Below are 20,508 nucleotides of genomic sequence, written 5' to 3'. Positions count from 1 at the left end.
CCCGTGATGCCCGCGATCACCGTCGACGACGTCCTCGTCCTGCCCCGCCTGCCCCGGCTCGACGAGACCACCAGCTACCGGCCGGTCCGCCGGCTGACCACCGCCCCCAGCGGCTACGAGGGTGAGGGTTTCCCGGTCCGCCGCGCCTTCGCCGGGGTGCCGATGTCGGATCTCGACCCGTTCATCCACCTCGACCAGATGGGCGAGGTGGACTACGCGCCGGGCGAGCCGAAGGGCACCCCGTGGCACCCGCACCGGGGCTTCGAGACGGTCACCTACATGATCGACGGGATCATGGACCACCAGGACTCGCAGGGCGGCGGTGGCACCATCACCGACGGCGACACCCAGTGGATGACGGCCGGCAGTGGCCTGCTGCACATCGAGGCCCCGCCGGAGCACCTGGTCGCCAGCGGCGGTCTCTTCCACGGCCTCCAGCTCTGGGTCAACCTGCCCCGGGTGGCCAAGATGATGCCGCCGCGCTACCAGGACATCCGTGGTCGGGAGTCGGCGCTGCTGACCACGCCGGACGGTGGCGCGCTGATCCGGATCATCGCCGGTGAGATCGCCGGGCACCGGGGGCCGGGGTCGACCCACACCCCGATCACCATCGCGCACGTCACGCTGGAGCCCGGCGCGGAGCTGGACCTGCCCTGGCGGGCCGACTTCAACGCGCTGGTCTACGCGCTCTCCGGTCGCGGCACGATCGGCACCGACCGGCGGCCGTTCCAGGGCGGCCAGTTGGCCGTGCACGGTCCGGGCGACGCGCTGCGGGTGACCGCCGCCGGCAAACAGGACGGCAACACCCCGGCGCTGGACCTCTACATCATGGGCGGAAAGCCCATCCGGGAGCCGGTGGCGCACTACGGGCCGTTCGTGATGAACACCCGCGCCGAGCTGATGCAGGCCTTCGAGGACTTCCAGGCCGGCAAGCTGGGCGTGGTTCCCGCCCAGCGGCTGCCGCACACCGGCGGCCAGGGCGACCGCCCCTGAGACCGACTCCGACGGGCGTCCCGGTGTCACACCGGGACGCCCGGGGCGGTGCCGCGTCGGTCAGGAGACCGCGAAGATCCCGGCCACCCCGAGGATCACCATCAGCAGCACCGCCAGGATCGCGCCGCGTTCGCTCTCGACCGCATCCGTACGGTCCTCGGTCGCGGGGTTCGTCGTCTCGGCGGGCATGGCCTGGCCTCCTCGGCGTTCACGGCTTCGCGGGGTGCGGTAGGCCACCGTCCGGGCGGGGTCCGGGAGACCCGGAGTGCGTACCGGCGGTGGGGGTCCTACCGTGAGGACGTCGTCGACCTCGGGAGGCTGGAACGTGGCGATCGAGGACTGGTTCCTGACCGCTGAGGAACGCGCCAACCCGGTCTCCGGGATACCCGTCTGGACGTCCGGAAACCTCGCCGAGCCTTTGATTCACGGGTCGGCGTACTTCGACCGCCTGGTCACCGAGGTCGAGGCGCTCGGCGCGGGTGACCAGCTCTTCTTCACCGACTGGCGGGGCGACCCGGACGAGCGGATGCGCCCGGACGGCCCGACGGTGGCCCAGCTCTTCGCCCGGGCCGCCCAGCGGGGCGTGCTGGTCAAGGGGCTGCTCTGGCGCTCCCACCTCGACGCGTTGTCCTACAGCGAGGCGGAGAACCGCGACCTGAGCGAGACGGTCAACGCCGCCGGTGGCGAGGTGCTGCTCGACCAGCGCGTCCGGCGGGGCGGGTCGCACCACCAGAAGCTGGTGGTGCTGCGCCACCGCGACGCCCCGGAGCGGGACGTCGCCTTCGCCGGCGGAATCGACCTGTGCCACAGCCGCCGCGACGACGCCGACCACCACGGCGACCCGCAGGCGCTCGCGATGTCGCCACGGTACGGCCCGCACCCGCCGTGGCACGACGTGCAGCTGGCCGTCCGGGGGCCGGTGGTCGCCGCGCTGGACACCACGTTCCGCGAGCGGTGGACCGACCCGATGCCGTTGGACTCGGAGAACCCGCTGGCCTACCTGCGGGACCGGCTGCGCGGCTCCGACCTGAGCCCCGATCCGCTGCCCGACCCGTCGGCCGATCCGCCGCCCTGCGGCCCGCACCACATCCAGGTGCTGCGCACCTACCCGGCGGTGCGGCCCCGCTACGCGTTCGCCCCGGACGGCGAGCGGACGGTGGCCCGGGGCTACACCAAGGCGGTACGCCGGGCCCGCCGGCTGATCTACCTGGAGGATCAGTACCTCTGGTCGACCGAGGTGGCCGAGCTGTTCGCCGAGGCGCTGCGGGACAACCCCGACCTGCACCTGGTCGCGGTGGTCCCCCGCTACCCGGACGTGGACGGCGCGTTGGCGCTGCCGCCCAACACGGTGGGCCGGGAGCAGGCGCTGTCGCTGTGCGAGCGGGCCGCGCCGGACCGGGTGCACGTCTTCGACGTGGAGAACCGGGCGGGCGACCCGGTCTACGTGCACGCCAAGATCTGCGTGGTCGACGACGTCTGGGCGAGCGTGGGCAGCGACAACTTCAACAGGCGCTCCTGGACGCACGACAGCGAGCTGTCCTGCGCGGTGCTCGACGAGACCCGCGACGAGCGGGTGCCCGTCGACCCGGCGGGTCGGGGTGACGGGGCCCGGGTGTTCGCCCGGGACCTGCGGCTGCGGTTGTGGCGCGAGCACCTGGACCGCGACCCGGACGGTGCCGACGACGCCGACCTGCTGGACCCGGCCGACGCCGTCGCGGCGATCACCGCCACGGCGGACGCCCTCCAGCGGTGGCACGACTCGGGCCGCTCGGGCCCCCGGCCGCCGGGCCGGCTGCGCCCGCACCGGCCGGAGCGGCTGCCCTGGTACACCCGGCTGTGGGCGCTACCGGCGTACCGGCTGGTCTACGACCCCGACGGCAGGCCGCTGCGCGCCCGCCGCAAGGGCACCTGGTAGCTCCCGCCGGTCGGCGGTCGGCGCGGGCGGGGTGGGGTGGCGGGTCAGCCCGCCCGGGTGGGCGAACGAGGTACGCGGGGCGTAGCAGCCGCTGGCGATGAGCAGCGGGTTCTCCGGGCGCAGCGCGTAGCTCGGGTGCCGGGGGTCGAGGAACTCCACCGACTCGATCTCGAACGGGCTGACCGGTTCGCAGACGTAGGGGTAGACCCCGCTGAACAGCTCGCCGTCGCGCCGGGTGAAGTACCGGTGGTGGCCGGTGCGCAGCAGGTGGCCGGTGTGCCCGATCCGGGCCCGGGTCCGGATCAGCGGGACGCCGCCGACCTCGGTCTCGGCGACCAGCACGTCGCCCCGTACCCGCAGGGTGGTGTGTCCCAGCACGGCCGGGGCGCCCCGGGCGGCGGCGTAGTCCCGGACCCGGGGGCTGGAGGTGACGTAGTGGGTCCACCAGCCGCCGGGGGTCGCCCCGTCGGGCGCGTCGACCCCGGCGAGGGCCACCCCGACGTAGGTCAGCGAGTACGCGCCGAGGCCGGAGGTCTGACCGGCGTCGTCGACGACGTACTGGTTCATGAAGACCTGCCGGTCGGGGCGCGGACACAGGCCGGGCGGGACCAGCGCGACGACCGCGTCCGGGTCGGCCGGCAACCAGCTGAAGTGCAGCGTACGGCTGTCGACGACGAGCTGCGGGTCCGCGGGGTCGAGCACGTGGTCCTCCGTACGGCGGTGGTCTCCCGCGACGCTACGGGCGGTCCTGTCGGCGGGACAAGGACGGATAGCCGACACCGCCGCCGTGGTGTCGGGTTCCGGGTGGCCCGCCGGTCCGACAGGTGCCTGTGATCACAATCGACGCGAACCATGTCCGATAGTGTGGCTTTGTTACTTGAAATCACTTAAGTACATCAGCCTTTCGGCTAGATTTCCGCTCACCGATCAGGCTATGGTGGCTTCCGAACGGCCCATCTGAAGCTAAACCGAAGCGTCACGTCTTTTTGACCGCGGACGAGGTGCAGGGAGGACCACCAATGACCGCGCCCACCATGAGCAAGCCGGCGGCGACACCGTCCACCACCGAGAAGCTGGACCCGCGCGCACTCACCGACAGCGCCGCCGACCTGCTGAACGCGATGGCCGCGCTGCCCGCCGGCCACCCGTCCCGGGCCGCGCTGCGCGACCGGGCGATCGAGGCCTGGCTCCCGCTGGCCAACCACCTGGCCCACCGCTACAGCGGCCGGGGCGAGCCCACCGACGACCTCGCCCAGACCGCCGCCGTCGGCCTGATCAAGGCGATCGACAAGTTCGACCCGTCGCGCGGCGTCGACTTCGCCGGCTACGCCATCCCGACCATCATCGGCGAGCTGAAGCGGCACTTCCGCGACCGCACCTGGGACATCCGGGTCCCCCGGCGGCTCCAGGAGCTGCGGCTGGCCATCTCCGACGCCAACAGCTCGCTGTTGCAGACCCTCGGCCGCTCGCCGACGGTCGCCGACATCGCCGCCCACCTCAAGCTCACCGAGGAAGAGGTCCTGGAGGGCCTGGAGGGTGCCCGCGCGTACAACGCGGTGTCGCTGTCCACCCCGACCGGCGACGGCGACCGCGCCACCGAGCTGGGCGACATGCTCGGCGGCGAGGACAACGAGTTCGAGCTGGCCGAGCTGCGGGTCGCCCTCGGCCCGGCGCTGGCCACCCTCGACGAGCGCGAGCAGAAGATCCTCACCCTGCGCTTCTACGGCAACCTGACCCAGTCGCAGATCGCCGACCAGATCGGCGTCTCGCAGATGCACGTGTCCCGGCTGCTCGCCCGGGCCCTGACCAAGCTGCGCGGTCAGCTCGACGGCACCTACTGAGGGGGTGGAGGCGGTCACCGGTCCCCGGTGACGGTCACGACCACGGGGCCCGGCCGGCGGTTCGCCGGCCGGGCCTTCCCGACATCGAACGACGCACCGGCCCCGACGCACCCGCGTCGGGGCCGGTGCCACTTCGGTTGGCGTCCACGCCGGTACGCGACGCCGACGTCGCCCGGGACGCCGGTCAGCCGACCGCCGGCTCCCGCCACAGTGGCCCGGGACGCCGGTCAGCCGCCTGCCGGCTCCCGCCACATCGGATAGAACGGCGTGCCGTCGGGCAGCCGGAAGACCTCGCGCAGCCGGTAGCCGTGCCGGGCGTAGAGGTCCCGTCCCGCCTCGCTGCTGGCCTCCAGGTAACCGGGCACCCCGTGGGCGTCCAGCCAGGCGTGGTGGTGCCGCAGCAGCGCGGTGCCCAACCCCTGCCCCTGCCGCCCCGGCCGGACGGCGAGCAGCGCCAGGTGGTGGTGGTCGGGGTGCGGATGGTTGGCGGCGAACAGCTCGTCGAGGTGCTGGAACCGGGGCGTCCACTCCCCGCAGGCGGCGGCCAGCCGGTCGTCGTAGTCCACCGGGGCCGGCGACCCGCCACCGACCTGCGGGAACCAGACCGCCACCGCGTCGCGGTCGGCCGTGCCGAAGACCAGCCCGTGCCGCATCGCGTGGTCGACCAGGATCTCGAAGTTGTCGGCGAAGACGGCCTCCCGCTTGGCCTCGTCGGGCACCAGCCACCGGGTCGCCGGGAGCACCAGGAACGCCTCGGCGATCCGCTCGGCGACCCACCGGGTGTCGGCGGCGGCGAGCCGTCCGATGGTCGGCGCGGTCACCGCCGGGACTCCACCGGCACCGGCTGCTCCACCGGAGGGCCGAACAGCGAGGTGGCCGTGCTCTCCGCGCCCCGCCCGATCCGGGCGTAGACGTCGGGACGGTTGGCGCGCAGCACCAGGCCCCACAGCAGGCCGATCAGCGCGGCCACCGGGTAGACCCCGGGGATGATCCAGCGCAGCGGCGAATCCGGCGCGACGCCGAGCAGGGTCGCGAAGTTCGCCACCGCCACCGCCACCACGGCGGCCAGCGCGACGGTGGCCAGTGCCGGGGCGATCGCCCGCTTCCACAGCGACTCGGCGGTGTCGGAGCGGGCGAAGTAGACGATCACGGCGACGCTGGTGGTGGCGATCAGCAGCAGCACGCCGAAGCCGCCGCCGGTGCCGGCGTAGTAGAACAGCTGCACCACCGGGTCCCAGCCGTTGACCGCGTACAGCACGATCACCAGCAGGCCGAGCAGGCTCTGCGCCAGCGAGGCCATCCGGGGTGCGCCGGTGCGCGGCGAGGTCTGCCCGAAGGCGGCCGGCAGCACCCGCTCCCGGCCCAGCGCGAAGGCGTACCGGGCGGTGGTGTTGTGGAACGAGATCATCGCGGCCAGCACCGAGGTCATGAACAGCGCCTGGCCGATGGTGACCGCGGTGTCGCCGAGGTGCGCGGCGGCCAGGTTGAAGATCAGTTCGATGCTCTGCTCACCGGCGGCGGCGGAGATGTTCTCCGGGCCGACGGCCACGGTCATCGACCAGGAGGAGAGCGCGTAGAGCCCGGCGATGATCGCCACCGAGAGGTAGGTCGCCAGCGGGACCGTCCGCCGCGGGTCCTTGCTCTCCTCGCTGAACACCACCGAGGACTCGAAACCGACGAACCCGGTCATGGCGAGCACCAGCAGCGCGCCCGCCCCCGGCACCAGGAGGTTGGCCGGGGCGAGGGCGGCGAAGCTGGTCGAGCCGCCCGCCGGGTGGCTGAGCTGGCCCAGGTCGAACACGACGATCACCACGATCTCGGCGATCAGCAGCACCGCCAGGACCAGGCCGTTGACGTCCACCCGCAGCAGGCCGAGGAACGCGACGAGCGCCCAGGCGACCAGCGCCACCACGGACCAGTGCGGCTCGACGCCGAACAGGGTGCCGAGCACCGGGGCGGCGGCGGCGCCGATCGCGCCGTACAGGCCGACCTGGAGTGCGTTGTAGGCGATGAGCGCGACCCAGGCCGCGCCGACGCCGGCCGGGCGGCCGATGCCCCGGGCGACGTAGGCGTAGAACGCGCCGGCGTTCTCGACCCGGCGGGCCATCGCCACGTAGCCGACGGAGAAGAGCGCCAGGACGGCGCCCACGGCGAGGAAGGCCAGCGGCATGCCGGTGATGCCGGTGACCGCGTAGCCGGTGGTGACCACGCCGGCCACCACGGTCAGCGGCGCGGCGGCGGAGAGGACGAAGAAGATGACCGACGGCACGCCGAGGCGGCCACGGGCCAGGGCGTCGCTGACGTTGCTGGGGCGGTCGACTGTCGGATGCGGGGGCATGGGGCTGCTCCGGAAGAGGGGGAGATGAGGGGGAAGGGGGTGGCGCGGCGAGATCAGGGGATGCCGCGCAGCACCGCCGCGCCGACCGCGGCCTCGGTGTGCACGACGAGTTCCTTCAGGGGAGGCGGCAGCGAACCGACGAGGGTGGACAGTCGGTGGTGGGCGCGGGGGCCGGCGCTCCACAGCACCTCGCGGGTCAGCCCGGCCGCGGCCACCAGGCCGAGCAGCGTCGTGTCCGACACCAGCGGCTGTTCGGGCCGCTCCACCAGGGCCCGCAGCCGGGTCGCCGGCCAGGCGGCGGCGTTGAGGTCGATCGGCAGGTAGCTGACGGTGGTGCGCAGCAGGCGGCGGTTCTCCTGCCGGCGCAGCACCCCGGCCCGGGCCAACCGCTCCCCCACCGAGGTGGTGGACGACTGGGCCAGGAAGGCGAGCCAGGTGCGCACCGCCTGGTGCTGCGACTCACCGATCAGTTGGTCGAGCACGGTGTGGGCCAGCGCGTCGGCCGGGGGACGCCTGTCGATCACGGTGACCAGTCCACCGGAGACGGTGATCTGTCCGAACAGGATCAGCTCGGCCAGCAACCCGGCGGCCAGGCCGAGCCCGGTGGCGCTCGGGTGCAGTTTGGCCTTGCCACGACTGTCGTTGTGGGCGATCAGAAAGAACTCGTCGGCGACCAGCAAACGAGCCTCCCACGCATTGTCCACAGGTGATCCACGCCGGGTGACAGGATGCCCCCAGAGCTCCAGCTTTGCAACTCCCGGATTCGATGGTTGCACTCCGTGCTCATGCGACCTGCGGATCTTGTCGTGACAGACTCGGAGGGTGACCGTCAGCCCCACTGTTCGCCGCCGCCGCATCGCCCGTGAACTCCGCCAACTGCGGGAACGCGCGGGCATGACACTGGACGTCGCCGCCCGCCAACTCGACATGTCCAAGAGCAACCTGTCCCGGATCGAGAACGCCCAGATCGGCATCAAACCCCGGGACGTACGCGCCGCGTTGGCCCTCTACGAGGTGACCGGGGTCGATGCCGAGGCGCTCATCGAGATCGCCCGGGGCGCCCAGCAGCGCGGCTGGTGGCAGAACTACAGCGACGTGCTGCCCGAGTGGTTCGAGTTCTACGTCGGGCTGGAGGCCGAGGCGGAGAGCCTGCGCACGTACGAGGCCGAGTCCGTCCCCGGGCTGCTGCAGACCGAGGCGTACGCCCGGGAGATGTTCCGTCGTACGGCCGGCGAGGAGGGGCTGGAACGCAAGGTGGCCGCCCGGCTGCGCCGGCAGGAGGTGCTGCACCGGGAGTCTCCCCCGGTCGAGCTGTCGGTGGTGCTCAACGAGGCGGTACTGCTGCGCCCGGTGGGCGGGCCGGCCGTCATGGCGGAGCAGTTGACCCACATGGCCACGGTCGCCCGATCACCGAACGTGACATGTCACGTACTTCCGTTCGCATCCGGTGGGCACCCCGCGATGAGCACTCCGTACGTGATCATCACGTTTGCCGACGCGGCCGACAATTCCGTGGTTTACCTGGACAATCTCACGCTGGGTCTGGCGCTGGAGGAAGCGGGACACGTGCGCGGGTATACCCTTGTGCACGAGGAGCTGTGCCGGATGGCACTGGATCCGGCGGCGTCTCTGGCCCGCCTGGAGGAGGCTGCTCGTCACTTTGCGTGATCGCATTGCGGCACGCCCGGGGGGAACGGAAGGTACGGGAATGCAGGCGCTGCCTCTGTCCATGATGGACTGGCGGACCAGCAGCCGCAGCAGCGGCAACGGCAACTGTGTGGAGATCGCCACCACCGACGACCGGATCGCGGTGCGCGACAGCAAGGACCGGTGCGGGCCCGCGCTGGTCTTCTCCGCCCACGCCTGGACAGCCTTCGTCACCGGCATGGAGGCGGTACGCCGGGGCTGACCCCGGGCGTGCCACAGTGGCAGCCGTGCTCTCCGACGTACCCCTCGACCTGCCGGTCCGGCCGGCGCTGGCACCCCTGCTGCGAGCGCTGACCGACGCCGGCGGTGCGGTCCTGGTCGCCCCGCCCGGCACCGGCAAGACCACCCTGGCCCCGCTCGCCGTGGCCGACGGGGTGGCCGGGCGGGTGCTGGTCGCCCAGCCCCGCCGGGTGGCCGCCCGCGCGGCGGCCCGGCGGATGGCCGACCTGCTCGGCGAGCGGGTCGGCCACCGGGTCGGCTACGCCGTGCGCGGCGACCGCCGGGTCGGCCCGGACACCCGGATCGAGGTGGTCACCACCGGCCTGCTGGTCCGCCGGCTGCTGCGCGACCCGGACCTGCCCGGGGTGGACGCGGTGCTGCTCGACGAGGTGCACGAGCGGCAGCTCGACGCCGATCTCGCGCTGGCCTTCGCCGTGGAGGCCCGGGCGGCGCTACGGCCCGAGCTGTGGCTGGTGGCGATGTCGGCCACCCCGGAGGCGGACCGGTTCGCCGCGTTGCTCGGCGGCGACACGCCGGCCCCGGTGGTCCGCGCCGAGGCGGCCCTGCACCCGGTCGCCCGGGTCTGGACGCCACCGTCGCGCCCGGTCGCGCCGCCGGGCGCGGGACGGGTCGATCCGCTGCTGCTCGACCACGTCGCCGCGACCGTCCGGCGGGCCCTGCACGAGCAGGACGGCGACGTGCTGGTCTTCCTGCCCGGGGCGGGCGAGATCGGGGCGGTGACCCGTCGGCTGGCCGACCTGGCCGACCGGGTGGCCGTCCTGCCGCTGCACGGGCGGCTGCCCGCCGCCGCGCAGGACGCCGCACTGCGCCCCGCCGACCGCCGTCGGGTGGTGCTCGCCACCTCGGTGGCGGAGAGCAGCCTGACCGTGCCCGGGGTCCGGGTGGTGGTCGACGCCGGCCTGGCCCGGGTGGCCCGTACCGACCTGGCCCGGGGGCTGGGCGCGCTGGTCACCGTGCCGGTGTCCCGGGCCGCCGCGACGCAGCGGGCCGGCCGGGCCGGCCGGCAGGGCCCCGGGGTGGTCTACCGCTGCTGGTCGGAGGGGACCCACGGCCGGCTCGCCGCGCAGCCCGAGCCGGAGATCGCCAGCGCCGACCTGACCGGCTTCGCGCTGGACCTGGCCGCCTGGGGCAGCCCCGACGGGGCCGGCCTGGCGCTGCCCGACGCGCCGCCGCCCGCCGCGCTGACCGTGGCCCGGGAGACGTTGACCGCCCTCGGCGCGATCGACGCCGACGGCCGGGTGACCGCCCGGGGACGGGCCATCGCCGCCACCGGCACCCACCCCCGGCTGGGCCGGGCCCTGCTCGACGGTGCCGCCCGGATCGGCCGGGACCGGGCCGCCGAGCTGGTCGCCCTGCTCGCCGAGGACGGCCTGGCCGGGCGGCACGACGACCTCACCGCCGCGTGGCGGCGGCTGCGCGACGACACCGACCCCGGTGCCACCGCCCGCTGGCGCGCCGAGGTCCGCCGGCTGCGGGCCGCGCTGCCCGCCGGCGATCCCGACCGGGCCGGCACCCCGGCCGGTCCCGCCCGCACCGCCGACCGGGAGCGGCCCGGCGACCGGCCGGCTGCCCAGGGACGGAACGGCCGGGGACGGGCCACCGGGCCGTGGCTGCCCGACGATCTGGCGGCGGGGCTGCTGGTGGGGCTGGCCCATCCGGAGCGGCTGGCCCGGCTGCGCCGGGCCGGTGGGACGTCGTACCTGATGGCGGGTGGGACGGGGGCGGAGCTGGCCGCCGGGTCGGCGCTGACCGGGACGGGCTGGCTGGCCGTCGCGGTGGCCGACCGCTCGCCGGGCGCGCCGACGGCCCGGGTCCGGCTGGCCGCCCCGCTCGACGAGGCGACCGCCCGGGAGGTCGGCGGCGCGTTGCTGACCGAGGTCAGCGAGGTCGGTTGGGTCGACGGCGACGTGCTGGCCCGCCGGGTGACCCGGCTCGGCGCGATCGAGCTGGCCAGTCGGCCGCTGGCCCGACCGGCCCCGGAGCTGCTGGCCGCCGCCCTGGCCGACGGGCTCCGCCAGGCCGGCCTGGACCTGCTGACCTGGACCTCGGCGGCCCGGTCGCTGCGCCAGCGGCTGGCGTTCTGCCGCCAGGCGCTGGGCGGGCCGTGGCCGGAGGTCTCCGACGACGCGCTGCTCGCCGCCGCCGACCGGTGGCTCGGGCCGGAACTTGCCGCCGCCCGCCGCCGGGCCGATCTGGCCCGGACCGACGTGGTCGGGGCCCTGCGCCGGCTGCTGCCCTGGCCCCAGGCGGGCCGGCTGGACGAGCTGGCCCCGGAACGTGTCGAGGTGCCCAGCGGCTCCCGGGTCCGGGTCGACTACGCCGATCCGGCCGCGCCGGTGCTGGCGGTGAAGCTCCAGGAGACGTTCGGCTGGCAGCAGACGCCCCGGCTGGCCGACGGCCGGGTGCCGCTGCTGCTGCACCTGCTCTCCCCCGCCGGCCGGCCCGTCGCGGTCACCGCCGACCTGGCGTCGTTCTGGCGTACCGGCTACCCGCAGGTGCGCGGGGAGCTGCGCGGGCGCTACCCGCGCCACCCCTGGCCGGAGGACCCGGTCACGGCCGCGCCGACCCGGCACACCACGCACCGTCGCCGCTGAGCCCGCGCAGCGCCGGTCGCGGTCACTCGTCGACGACGTCGGCGATCAGCACGGTGATGTTGTCCGGGCCGCCGGCCCGCAGGGCGAGGTCGATCAGGCGGCGGGCGCAGTCCTGGCGGCCCGGGGTCTCCCGCAGCACCTCGGCGAGGGTGTCCGGGCGGACGACGTTGGACAGGCCGTCGCTGCACAGCAGCCAGCGGTCGCCGGCCCGGGGCACCATCGTGGCGTACGACGGGGAGACCTGCTCGCCCTGCAACGCCTGGGTGACCACGGCCCGCCGGGGGTGGCTGGACGCCTCCTCGGGGCTGATCACCCCCTGGTCGACGAGCATCTGGACGAAGGTGTCGTCCCGGGTGACCTGTTTGAGGGTGCCCTCGCGGAACAGGTAGGCCCGGGAGTCGCCGACGTGGGCCAGCGCCAGGCAGCTGCCGGTACGGGAGAACAGCAGGGCGGTCAGTGTGGTGCCCATGCCCTGCCGCTCGGGGTCCTCCCGGACGGCCTGGTGGATCCGCGCGGTGGCCAGCTCGATGCCGGTCTGCAACGCCGCCACCAGGGCGTCCTCGGGGGTCTCCACGTCCAGTGGGGCGACCGCGTCGATGGCGATCCGGCTGGCCAGGTCGCCGGCCGCCATCCCGCCCATGCCGTCGGCGACGGCGACGAGCCAGGCACCGGAGTGCAGGGCGTCCTGGTTTCCGCTGCGGATCAGCCCACGGTCGCTCGTCCCGACGGAACGAAGCTTCAGGGTCATGGGTGGCAGCCTGCCAGGCGGAGGGCGTTGTTGTCTCTAGGAGATCAGGACGACTGCGCGTGGCGCGGCGAATCTCACTGCCGCAGGCGTCGGTCCGGGCGGCTGCGACCAGCCCGAAGGTCATCCAGTCGAATCGATTGACAGGGAGGAGACGCGCTGGAAACATCTGGCTGATAGCTGGGAGCGCTCCCAGCGACAGGCATCGACGGCACACCCCACCACTACCCTTCCGCCCGGAAAGGAATCCCGTGATCCTGACCCGACGACGTCGGCGGCATCTCGCGGTACTGGCAGCGACGACCCTGATCCTCACCGGCGCCGGCACCGGCGTGGCCCACGCCGAGGTCCCGCCGGACGCCCCCGAGCAGATCAGCAACGGCGACTTCAGCGAGGGCGTCGCGCCCTGGTTCTCCTACGGCACCGGCCCGCTCGACGTCGTCGACGGCCGGCTCTGCGTCACCGTCCCCGCCGGGCTGGCCAACCCGTGGGACGCCGGCATCGGCCACGACGGGGTCCGGCTCAACGCCGGCGCGGAGTACAAGCTCAGCTTCGACATCTCGGCCACCCCCGGGCTGAGCGTCAACGCCGTGCTCCAGCTCGGCAGCGCCCCCTACACCTCGTACGCGAGCGTGCCGGCGGTGGCCGCCCCGACGAGCAAGCGGGTCGAGCAGACGTTCACCGTCCCGGACGACAACCCCAACGCCCAGCTCATCTTCCAGGTCGGTGGGGCCGCCGCCGAGCAGCGGATCTGCCTGGACAACGTCTCGTTGCGCGGTGGTGAGGCCGCCCCGCCGTACGTGCCGGACACCGGCCCCCGGGTGCGGGTCAACCAGGTCGGCTACCTGCCCGGCGGCCCGAAGAACGCCACCGTGGTGACCGAGTCGACCGAGGCGCTGCCCTGGCAGCTCAAGTCGGCCGCCGGCACGGTCGTGGCCAGCGGCCAGAGCACCCCGCGCGGGGTCGACGCCGCCTCCGGGCAGAACGTGCAGACCGTCGACTTCTCGTCCTTCCGCACGCCCGGCACCGGCTACACGCTGGTCGCCGACGGCGAGACCAGCCACCCGTTCGACATCTCCGGCGACCTCTACGACCGGCTGCGGGCCGACGCGATGCAGTTCTTCTACGCCCAGCGCAGCGGCATCGAGATCGACGGTGACCTGATCGGCGAGGAGTACGCCCGCCCGGCCGGCCACCTCGGCGTGGCCCCCAACCAGGGCGACACGCAGGTGCCCTGCCAGCCCGGCGTCTGCGACTACTCGCTGGACGTGCGCGGCGGCTGGTACGACGCGGGCGACCACGGCAAGTACGTGGTCAACGGCGGTATCGCCGCCTACCAGCTGCTGAGCGCCTTCGAGCGGACCAAGACGGCGGAGACCGCCGCCGGTGGGGCCGCGCTGGGCGACTCGACGCTGCGGCTGCCCGAGCGGGGCAACGCGGTGCCGGACATCCTCGACGAGGCCCGCTGGGAGATCGAGTTCCTGCTCCGGATGCAGGTGCCGGCCGGCAAGCCGCTGGCCGGAATGGTCCACCACAAGATCCACGACAAGGCGTGGACCGGCCTGCCGCTCGCCCCGCAGGACGACGCCCAGCCGCGTGAGCTGCACCCGCCGACGACCGCCGCCACCCTGAACCTGGCCGCCGTCGCCGCGCAGTGCCAGCGCCTGTTCGCCCCGTACGACGCGGCGTTCGCCGCCCGCTGCGGCACCGCCGCGTCGAGCGCGTACGCCGCGGCCAAGGCGCACCCGGCGGTCTACGCCGACCCGAACGACGGCATCGGCGGCGGCGCGTACGACGACACCAACGTCACCGACGAGTTCTACTGGGCGGCCGTGGAGCTGTACCTGACCACGGGCAAGAAGGCGTACCTGGACGACCTGACCGCCTCGCCCCAGCACACCGGCGACGTGTTCGCCACGGGCGGCGCGTTCAGCTGGCAGAGCGTGGGCGCGGTCGGCCGGCTCGAACTGGCCACCGTGCCGAACGGCCTGCCGGCCGCCGACCGGGCCCGGGTCCGCGCCTCGGTGACCGCCGCCGCCGACAACTACCTGACCACCCTGCACGCCCAGGCGTACGGCCTGCCGGTGCCGGGCGAGGCGGCAAGCTACGTCTGGGGCAGCAACAGCAACATCATCAACAACATGGTCGTGCTGGCTACCGCGTTCGACCTGACCCGGGACGCGAAGTACCGGGACGGTGCCGTGCAGGCGACCGACTACCTGCTCGGCCGCAACGCGCTGAACATGTCGTACGTGACCGGCTGGGGCGAGCAGAACGCGCGCAACCAGCACAGCCGGATCTTCGGCAACCAGCTCAACCCGGCCATGCCGAACCCGCCGGTTGGCTCGCTCGCCGGTGGCCCGAACGCCGCCCTGCAGGACCCGTTCGTCGCCCAGCTGCTCAAGGACTGCGCGCCGATGTTCTGCTACGTCGACGACATCAACTCGTACTCGACCAACGAGGTGGCGATCAACTGGAACTCGGCGCTGGCCTGGCTCGCGTCGTTCCTCGCCGACCAGGGGGAGGCCAAGGCGGTGGCCCCGCGCACCTGCGCGGTCAGCTACCAGGTGCACGGCACCTGGCCGGACGGCTCCAACACCCAGGTCGTCCTGCGCAACACCGGTGACACCGCGATCGACGGCTGGACGCTGCGCTACGCCTACAACGGCGACCAGAAGGTCACCCAGGCGTGGTCGGCGAAGGTGACCCAGTCCGGGGCCACCGTGACGGCGAAGAACGAGGCGTACAACGCGAAGATCGCGCCGGGCGCCAGCATCACCTTCGGTCTGCTCGCCAAGACCGGGACGCTGGCCAACCCGGAACCGGATCTGATCACCGTCAACGGCGGCGCCTGCACGGTGTCCTGACCGGCACTCCTACCCTCGGACCCCGGGCTGCCACCCGGGGTCCGAGCGCGCCGGGCGGTCGTCCCCCGACCGCCCGGCGCCCCCGCCCGACCGCCCGGCACGCCCGGCCCAGCAGTGGAGACGAGTCCGATGCCCGAGCAGACCACGATCTCCGACGCCGAGCGTCGGCGCATCGTCCACGAGTTCGTCGACGGGACCGTCGGCGACGCCCACCCCGAGGTGGTGGCGATGGTCCGTGACCTCACCCACCGGGTCCGCGACACCGTCGAACTGGCCCGGGCCGCCGGCATCACGCCCGAGTCGCCCCGCGCCGGCCACGTGGTGGCCGCGCTGGTCTGCGCGTACGGCGAGGTCTTCGACCGGGTCGACGACGCCGGCTACCGCAGCGCGCTGCTGGCCCGGCTGGAGGTCGCCAACGACCCGCGGACCGAGCGGTACTTCCAGCTCCTCGCGACGGTCAACGGCTGGACCGCGCCGCCCACCCTGACGCCGGTGCTGGACTGGTTCATCGCCGCGCTGCGCCACCACCCGGCGCCCTGACCCGTACCCCGCCGACGCGGTGACGACGGTGGGCGGGCAGGTCAGCCGGCCTGTCGCGTCGACCGGGCCAGGCGCAGGAAGCCGCGCCAGGCACCCGGGGTGAAGGCCAGGGTGCCGCCCGCACGGTCCTTCGTGTCGCGGACGAGGACGACACCCGGCAGGTTGTCCGCCACCTCGACGCAGTTGCCACCGTTGTTGCCGCTCCTGGTGCTCGTGTGCCACCGGGCGCCGTTCAGCTCCATGATGTCGCCGCTTTCCTGACGAGTTCCAGGGATCGCGCCCGGGGTAGGGCCTCCCCCACTATGCGCGCCCACCGGCGTTCCAGGACGGCGATGTCCGCACGCTGGTCGATGATCTGCGCGCGTACCTGCCCGTCGACGTGCGCCACCCGCGTGCCGTCGTCCAGCTCGGCGACGACGAAGGGCCCGCCGAGGCCGGCGTACATGCCCGTCTCGGCCGGGACCACGTGCACCTGCACGGTCGGCAGCTCGGCGCAGGCGGCGAGGTGGGCGCACTGCTCGCGCATCAGTTCGGGCCGGCCCGGCACCGGGCGGTGCAGCACCGACTCGTCGATGACGGCGACCAGGAGCGGCGGGCGGTCGCGGTGCAGGATCGCCTGGCGGGTGAGGCGGGCCGTGATGAGCTGGTCGACCTCCTCCTCGGTGAGGGTCTCCCCGGCCAGGGTCGCCCGCGCGTACGCCTCGGTCTGGAGCAGGCCGGGCACCCAGGCCAGCTCGAAGCCGCGCAGCACGACGGCCTCACGTTCGATGTCGGCCCACGGCCGGAACCACGCTGGCTCGTGTCGCTTGTGCAGGTCCGGCCAGAGGTCGAGGACGTCCCGCTTGAGCAGCGCGGCGACCTCGGCACGGTGCCGGGTCTGGGGAATCCGCCCCTGGCTGGCCCAGCGCGCCGCGGTCTTCGGGTCGACCCCGATGCGGGCGGCGAGGCTCTCGGCCGTCTCACCCGCCTCGGCCATCGCCTCCTTGACTGCCAGATTCATCCTGACCCTCCCCGGACATCCTGGATATCCGGAGCCATCTTGCTACGCCGTGTGATCATGTCGCAACCCTTCGGCACGACGAGACCCGGCGGCGGCACCGACGGGCCGGACTCCCGTCGGCGGCACCCACGGGGCCGCGCTCCCGACCCGGGGGGCGGGAGGCGGCCCCTGCACCGTGGACCGACGGGGCTCAGGAACCGGCGGGGGCGCCGACGGCGACCGGCGCGGGGGCACCGTCACCACGCCAGACGTAGCTGACCCCGGCCGGCGCGGTGAGCGAGCCGGCGAACAACGCGTTGACCCGGGACGCCTCGGCGCTGCTCGGCCTGGCGTTGCGGCACGACACCGGGGCGCTGCTGCCCGACATCAGGTCGGTGCACAGGCCGGTCCGGTTGTCCGGCAGGCCGAGGATGTGACCGATCTCGTGGGTGGCGATCCGGGTCCGGTCGTACCCCTGGTCGACGGCCTGGGTGCCCATCCAGACCCGGCCGTTGCCCAGGCTGGTGGTCTGCGCCCGGGGCCAGCCGGTGTCGACGTAGATGGTGATGTTGCCGGGCGTGCGGGCGACCAGCCGGACGTTGGTCACCGAGCTGTTCCAGATCGTCGCGGCCTGGTCGAAGTTGGTGCGGAACTCCCCGGCCCGGCTCGCGTCGTAGTAGACCGTCCGCGCGGCGGCGGACGCCGCGCCGCCACCCGTGGCGACCACACCGGTCGCCGTGAGCACCAGCGCCAGCAGGGTCCCGGCGGTACGCGAGAACTGTCGTCGGCGCATCGTCCGACCTCCCATCGATAGAAGTTCACCGATGTTAAGCGGTCGGTCGGAACCCGGTCGAATAGCGGTTACGTCATACCGCCACCACCGGACGGCTCAGCCGATCTCCTCGTCGACGAAGCACCAGCGCCAGGACTCCCCCGGCTGGATGGACCGCATCACCGGATGCCCGCTCGACTCGAAGTGCTTCGTCGCGTGCTGGTACGGCGACGAATCGCAGCACCCCACCTGCCCACACTCCACACACGACCGCAGGTGCACCCAGTCGTCGTTGCCGACGGCCACGCACTCCGGGCAGGCGTCGGTGACGCTCGGCTCGACGGTTCCCGCCCCGGTCAGGTGCGCACAGCTCATCAGTCACTCTCCCGTCGCAACAACGACTCCTCCAGGTCCAGGTCGCGGTACGCCCGCACCAGCACCTCCTCGGGAATCCGTCCCTCGTCACGGGCGGCCCGGAAGACCTCCCGCTCGGCGTCGATCATCTCCTGCCGCAGCCGACCGTACGCCTGCGACGGCGTCTCCCGGTCGCTGCCGCCGAGCCGCTCCCACGCCAGGTTGGTGCGGCTCTGCACTAGCCCGCGCAACCGCTCCACCACGGCCGGCGGCGCGCCCTCGGCCAGTTCGTCCAGCTTCTCCCGGGCCGCCCGCCCGGCCTGCTGCTGCACCGTGGCGGCGGAGAGCGCGTCGGCCACCGGGTCGTCCGGGGGCAGCTTCAACCGGCGGGCCAGCCACGGCAGGGTCGCCCCCTGACCGAGCAGCGTCGCCATGATCACCGCGAAGGCCAGCCAGATGAACAGCGCCCGCTGGTAGGGCTGCTCCCCGGACAGGGTCAGCGGCAGACCCAGCGCGGCGGCCAGCGTCACCACCCCGCGCATCCCGGCCCAGCCGATGACGATCGGGAACTGCACCGGCGGCCCCGGGTCCCGCTGCCGGACCCGGGGCACCAGCCGGGCCAGGTAGGTGGCCGGGAAGACCCAGACGAAGCGGGCCAGGAAGACCGCCGCCAGCACCGCCGCGGTGATCCCCACCAGCCGGCCGGTCGGCTCGTCGAGATCCTGCAGCACCTCGGGCAGTTGCAGGCCGACCAGCAGGAAGACCAGCCCCTCCAGCAGGAACTGGACCAGCCGCCAGAACGCGCCGGTCTGCAACCGGGAGGCCGCCGACAGCAGCAGCGGCATCTTGTGGCCGATCCCCAACCCGGTGACCACCACCGCCACCACCCCGGAGGCGTGGATCTCCTCGGCGGCGAAGACCACCGCGAACGGCACGATCAACGACAGCGCGTTGTCCAGCAGCGGGTCGGTGGTCCGCTTGTGCAGGTAGCCGAAGACCACCACGCCCAGCAGCCCGACCAGCACCCCGCCGCCGGTGGCGACCACCACCTCCTGCGCCACGTACCCGAAACTCACCGAGCCGGCGCTGGCGGTGGCCGCGACGATCGCCACCCGCAGCAGCACCAGCGCGGTGGCGTCGTTGACCAGGCTCTCCCCCTCCAGGATGGTCACCACCCGCCGGGGCAGGCCCACCCGCCGGGCCACCGCGGTGGCCGCGATCGCGTCCGGCGGGGCCACCACCGCGCCCAGCGCCACACAGATCGCGTACGGCAGGTCGGGCAGGAACAGGTGCACCACCGTGCCCACCACGAACGCGGTGAAGATGACCAGCCCCACCGCGAGCAGCAGGATCGGCCGCAGGTTGAGCCGGAACGCCGGCACCGAGGTCTCCAGCGCCGCCACGTAGAGCAGCGGCGGCAGGATGCCCACCAGCACCAGGTCGGGATCGAGCCGCACGTGCGGGAAGCCCGGCAGGAAGGACAGCCCGAGACCGAGCACCACCAGCAGGATCGGCGCGAGCAGACCCAGCTTGCGGGCCAGCGCGGCACCGAAGGTCGCGATCGCCAGGAAGACCACGACCTCGAACAGAGCTTCCATGGAGTAGCAGCCTAGGGGTACGGACGGCCCGGGGTGATCACCCGGCGGCGCGCAGCTTCGGCAGCACCTCCGCACCGAACGTGTCGATGAAGGCGCGCTGCTCCTGCCCGACGTGGTGCAGGGCGATCTGGTCGAAGCCCAGCGACAGGTACTCCTCCAGCCAGCCCACGTGCCGGCCCAGATCCGCCGACACGTTCACCACCTCGGCGACCTGCTCCATCGGCACCCGCTCGCTGACCACGTCGAAGTGCTCGGCGGTGTCGAGGTCCCAGCAGACCGGCGGCGCGAAGACGTTGCTGCGCCACTGCTCGTACGCGATCGCCTCGGCCTCGGCCTGCTCCGGCGCCCAGCTCACGTGCACCTGCAGGTGCAGCGGCCCCCGCCCGCCCGCCTCCCGGTAGGCGTCGATCATCTCGCGCAGGTGCGCGGTCGGGGCGTTCACCGTGATCAGGCCGTCCGCCCACTCGGCGCACCACCGGGCGGTGGCCACGCTGACCGCCGCCCCGATCAGCGCCGGCGGTTCCTCCGGCCGGGTCCACAGCTTCGCCCGGTCCACCCGGACCAGGCCGTCGTGGCTGACCTCCTCGCCGGCCAGCAGCGCCCGGATCACCTCCACGCACTCCCGCAGCCGGGCGGTCCGCACGTCCTTGCGCGGCCAGCCGTCGCCGGTGATGTGCTCGTTGCTCGCCTCGCCGGTGCCCAGCGCCGCCCAGAACCGCCCCGGGTACATCGCGCCCAGGGTGCCGATCGCCTGCGCGATGATCGCCGGGTGGTAACGCTGGCCGGGGGCGTTGACCACCCCGAACGGCAGCCCGGTGGCCTGCAGCGCCGCGCCCAGCCAGGACCAGGCGAAGCCGGACTGGCCCTGCCGGGTGCTCCACGGCGAGAAGTGGTCCGACGACATCGCGGCGTCGAAGCCGGCGCGTTCGGCGTGCACCACCGCCTCCAGCAGGCGGCTCGGATGGATCTGCTCGTGGGAGGCGTGGAAGCCGAACACCGTCATGGCGTCCTTCCGTACCCATGAC

At 73.6% G+C, this 20,508-nt stretch carries 19 protein-coding genes and 1 pseudogene; 8 read left to right on the top strand and 12 right to left on the bottom strand.

Annotated features, from left to right (window positions below; translation table 11 throughout):
• Window positions 1-6 precede the first annotated feature (6 nt).
• Window positions 7-993, top strand: coding sequence for a pirin family protein (locus ACN268_RS31910; protein ID WP_421486702.1), 987 nt, complete (start codon window positions 7-9; stop codon window positions 991-993).
• A 60-nt stretch (window positions 994-1,053) separates the two neighbouring features.
• Here the strand turns inward: ACN268_RS31910 and ACN268_RS31905 are convergent, their stop codons facing one another.
• Complete coding sequence (locus tag ACN268_RS31905) at window positions 1,054-1,182, bottom strand: hypothetical protein (RefSeq protein WP_269756975.1); 129 nt, start codon at window positions 1,180-1,182, stop codon at window positions 1,054-1,056.
• Between the two features lie 136 nt (window positions 1,183-1,318).
• On the opposite strand from ACN268_RS31905, the gene ACN268_RS31900 reads away from it, so the two are divergent.
• Window positions 1,319-2,908 (top strand): phospholipase D family protein, encoded by a 1,590-nt coding sequence (locus tag ACN268_RS31900; RefSeq protein ID WP_421487055.1) that lies wholly within the window; start codon window positions 1,319-1,321, stop codon window positions 2,906-2,908.
• Here ACN268_RS31900 and ACN268_RS31895 read toward each other — a convergent pair.
• Window positions 2,837-3,610, bottom strand: a complete 774-nt coding sequence (locus tag ACN268_RS31895) for a hypothetical protein (protein ID WP_421486701.1) — start codon at window positions 3,608-3,610, stop codon at window positions 2,837-2,839. The genes ACN268_RS31900 and ACN268_RS31895 overlap by 72 nt on opposite strands.
• Window positions 3,611-3,927: 317 nt before the next feature.
• Between ACN268_RS31895 and ACN268_RS31890 the strand changes: the two genes are divergently transcribed.
• The gene (locus tag ACN268_RS31890) at window positions 3,928-4,749 is read left to right on the top strand and encodes a SigB/SigF/SigG family RNA polymerase sigma factor (RefSeq protein WP_088644086.1); all 822 of its coding nucleotides are present in this window, start codon (window positions 3,928-3,930) and stop codon (window positions 4,747-4,749) included.
• Window positions 4,750-4,976: 227 nt separating this feature from the next.
• Here ACN268_RS31890 and ACN268_RS31885 read toward each other — a convergent pair whose 3' ends face one another.
• From ACN268_RS31885 to ACN268_RS31875, 3 genes are read right to left on the bottom strand one after another with little or no spacing between them, the layout of a single operon-like run.
• Window positions 4,977-5,570 (bottom strand): GNAT family N-acetyltransferase, encoded by a 594-nt coding sequence (locus ACN268_RS31885; protein ID WP_421486700.1) that lies wholly within the window; start codon window positions 5,568-5,570, stop codon window positions 4,977-4,979.
• The gene (locus ACN268_RS31880; RefSeq protein ID WP_204927900.1) at window positions 5,567-7,087 is read right to left on the bottom strand and encodes an APC family permease; all 1,521 of its coding nucleotides are present in this window, start codon (window positions 7,085-7,087) and stop codon (window positions 5,567-5,569) included. Before ACN268_RS31880 ends, ACN268_RS31885 begins: the two co-directional genes overlap by 4 nt.
• Before the next feature lie 53 nt (window positions 7,088-7,140).
• The gene (locus tag ACN268_RS31875; RefSeq protein ID WP_204927901.1) at window positions 7,141-7,767 is read right to left on the bottom strand and encodes a GOLPH3/VPS74 family protein; all 627 of its coding nucleotides are present in this window, start codon (window positions 7,765-7,767) and stop codon (window positions 7,141-7,143) included.
• A gap of 142 nt (window positions 7,768-7,909) precedes the next feature.
• Between ACN268_RS31875 and ACN268_RS31870 the strand changes: the two genes are divergently transcribed.
• Genes ACN268_RS31870 through hrpB form a run of 3 tightly spaced genes read left to right on the top strand, consistent with a single transcriptional unit; the run spans window position 7,910 to window position 11,628 of the window.
• Entirely contained in the window at window positions 7,910-8,755 is an 846-nt protein-coding gene (locus ACN268_RS31870; RefSeq protein WP_420117138.1) for a helix-turn-helix domain-containing protein, read from the top strand.
• A 40-nt stretch (window positions 8,756-8,795) separates the two neighbouring features.
• Window positions 8,796-8,996, top strand: coding sequence for a DUF397 domain-containing protein (locus ACN268_RS31865; RefSeq protein ID WP_420117137.1), 201 nt, complete (start codon window positions 8,796-8,798; stop codon window positions 8,994-8,996).
• 25 nt (window positions 8,997-9,021) lie between these two features.
• On the top strand, window positions 9,022-11,628 hold the full coding sequence (gene hrpB / locus ACN268_RS31860) for an ATP-dependent helicase HrpB (protein ID WP_421486699.1): 2,607 nt from the start codon (window positions 9,022-9,024) through the stop codon (window positions 11,626-11,628).
• Between the two features lie 22 nt (window positions 11,629-11,650).
• Here hrpB and ACN268_RS31855 read toward each other — a convergent pair whose 3' ends face one another.
• Window positions 11,651-12,376, bottom strand: coding sequence for a PP2C family protein-serine/threonine phosphatase (locus ACN268_RS31855; protein WP_421486698.1), 726 nt, complete (start codon window positions 12,374-12,376; stop codon window positions 11,651-11,653).
• 254 nt (window positions 12,377-12,630) lie between these two features.
• On the opposite strand from ACN268_RS31855, the gene ACN268_RS31850 reads away from it, so the two are divergent.
• The gene (locus tag ACN268_RS31850) at window positions 12,631-15,240 is read left to right on the top strand and encodes a glycoside hydrolase family 9 protein (RefSeq protein WP_421487054.1); all 2,610 of its coding nucleotides are present in this window, start codon (window positions 12,631-12,633) and stop codon (window positions 15,238-15,240) included.
• 129 nt (window positions 15,241-15,369) lie between these two features.
• Window positions 15,370-15,780, top strand: coding sequence for a hypothetical protein (locus tag ACN268_RS31845; protein ID WP_421486697.1), 411 nt, complete (start codon window positions 15,370-15,372; stop codon window positions 15,778-15,780).
• 41 nt (window positions 15,781-15,821) lie between these two features.
• Here ACN268_RS31845 and ACN268_RS31840 read toward each other — a convergent pair whose 3' ends face one another.
• The 6 genes and pseudogenes from ACN268_RS31840 to ACN268_RS31815 all read right to left on the bottom strand — a co-directional run bounded on the left by ACN268_RS31840 (window position 15,822) and on the right by ACN268_RS31815 (window position 20,486).
• Window positions 15,822-16,022 carry a DUF397 domain-containing protein gene (locus ACN268_RS31840; protein ID WP_421486696.1) on the bottom strand — a complete coding sequence of 67 codons (201 nt, stop codon included), beginning with the start codon at window positions 16,020-16,022 and terminating at the stop codon, window positions 15,822-15,824.
• A complete protein-coding gene (locus ACN268_RS31835; protein WP_421486695.1) occupies window positions 16,013-16,780 on the bottom strand; it encodes a Scr1 family TA system antitoxin-like transcriptional regulator in 768 nt (255 codons plus the stop codon). Before ACN268_RS31835 ends, ACN268_RS31840 begins: the two co-directional genes overlap by 10 nt.
• Before the next feature lie 208 nt (window positions 16,781-16,988).
• A pseudogene (locus ACN268_RS31830) lies at window positions 16,989-17,552 on the bottom strand (snapalysin family zinc-dependent metalloprotease); the annotation flags it as partial.
• A gap of 96 nt (window positions 17,553-17,648) precedes the next feature.
• Window positions 17,649-17,906: a UBP-type zinc finger domain-containing protein gene (locus ACN268_RS31825; RefSeq protein ID WP_402900997.1), complete on the bottom strand. Its 258-nt coding sequence runs from the start codon at window positions 17,904-17,906 to the stop codon at window positions 17,649-17,651.
• Window positions 17,906-19,483: a Na+/H+ antiporter gene (locus ACN268_RS31820; RefSeq protein ID WP_421486694.1), complete on the bottom strand. Its 1,578-nt coding sequence runs from the start codon at window positions 19,481-19,483 to the stop codon at window positions 17,906-17,908. Before ACN268_RS31820 ends, ACN268_RS31825 begins: the two co-directional genes overlap by 1 nt.
• A gap of 37 nt (window positions 19,484-19,520) precedes the next feature.
• On the bottom strand, window positions 19,521-20,486 hold the full coding sequence (locus ACN268_RS31815) for a TIGR03885 family FMN-dependent LLM class oxidoreductase (protein ID WP_421486693.1): 966 nt from the start codon (window positions 20,484-20,486) through the stop codon (window positions 19,521-19,523).
• Between the last annotated feature and the right edge of the window lie 22 nt (window positions 20,487-20,508).

Origin of the sequence: Micromonospora sp. WMMD735 (assembly GCF_049178995.1) — a bacterium.
Taxonomy (GTDB): Bacteria; Actinomycetota; Actinomycetes; order Mycobacteriales; family Micromonosporaceae; genus Micromonospora; species Micromonospora wenchangensis.
The sequence above is the reverse complement of the archived record's forward strand: the minus strand, read 5'-3'. Positions and strand labels throughout refer to the sequence as shown.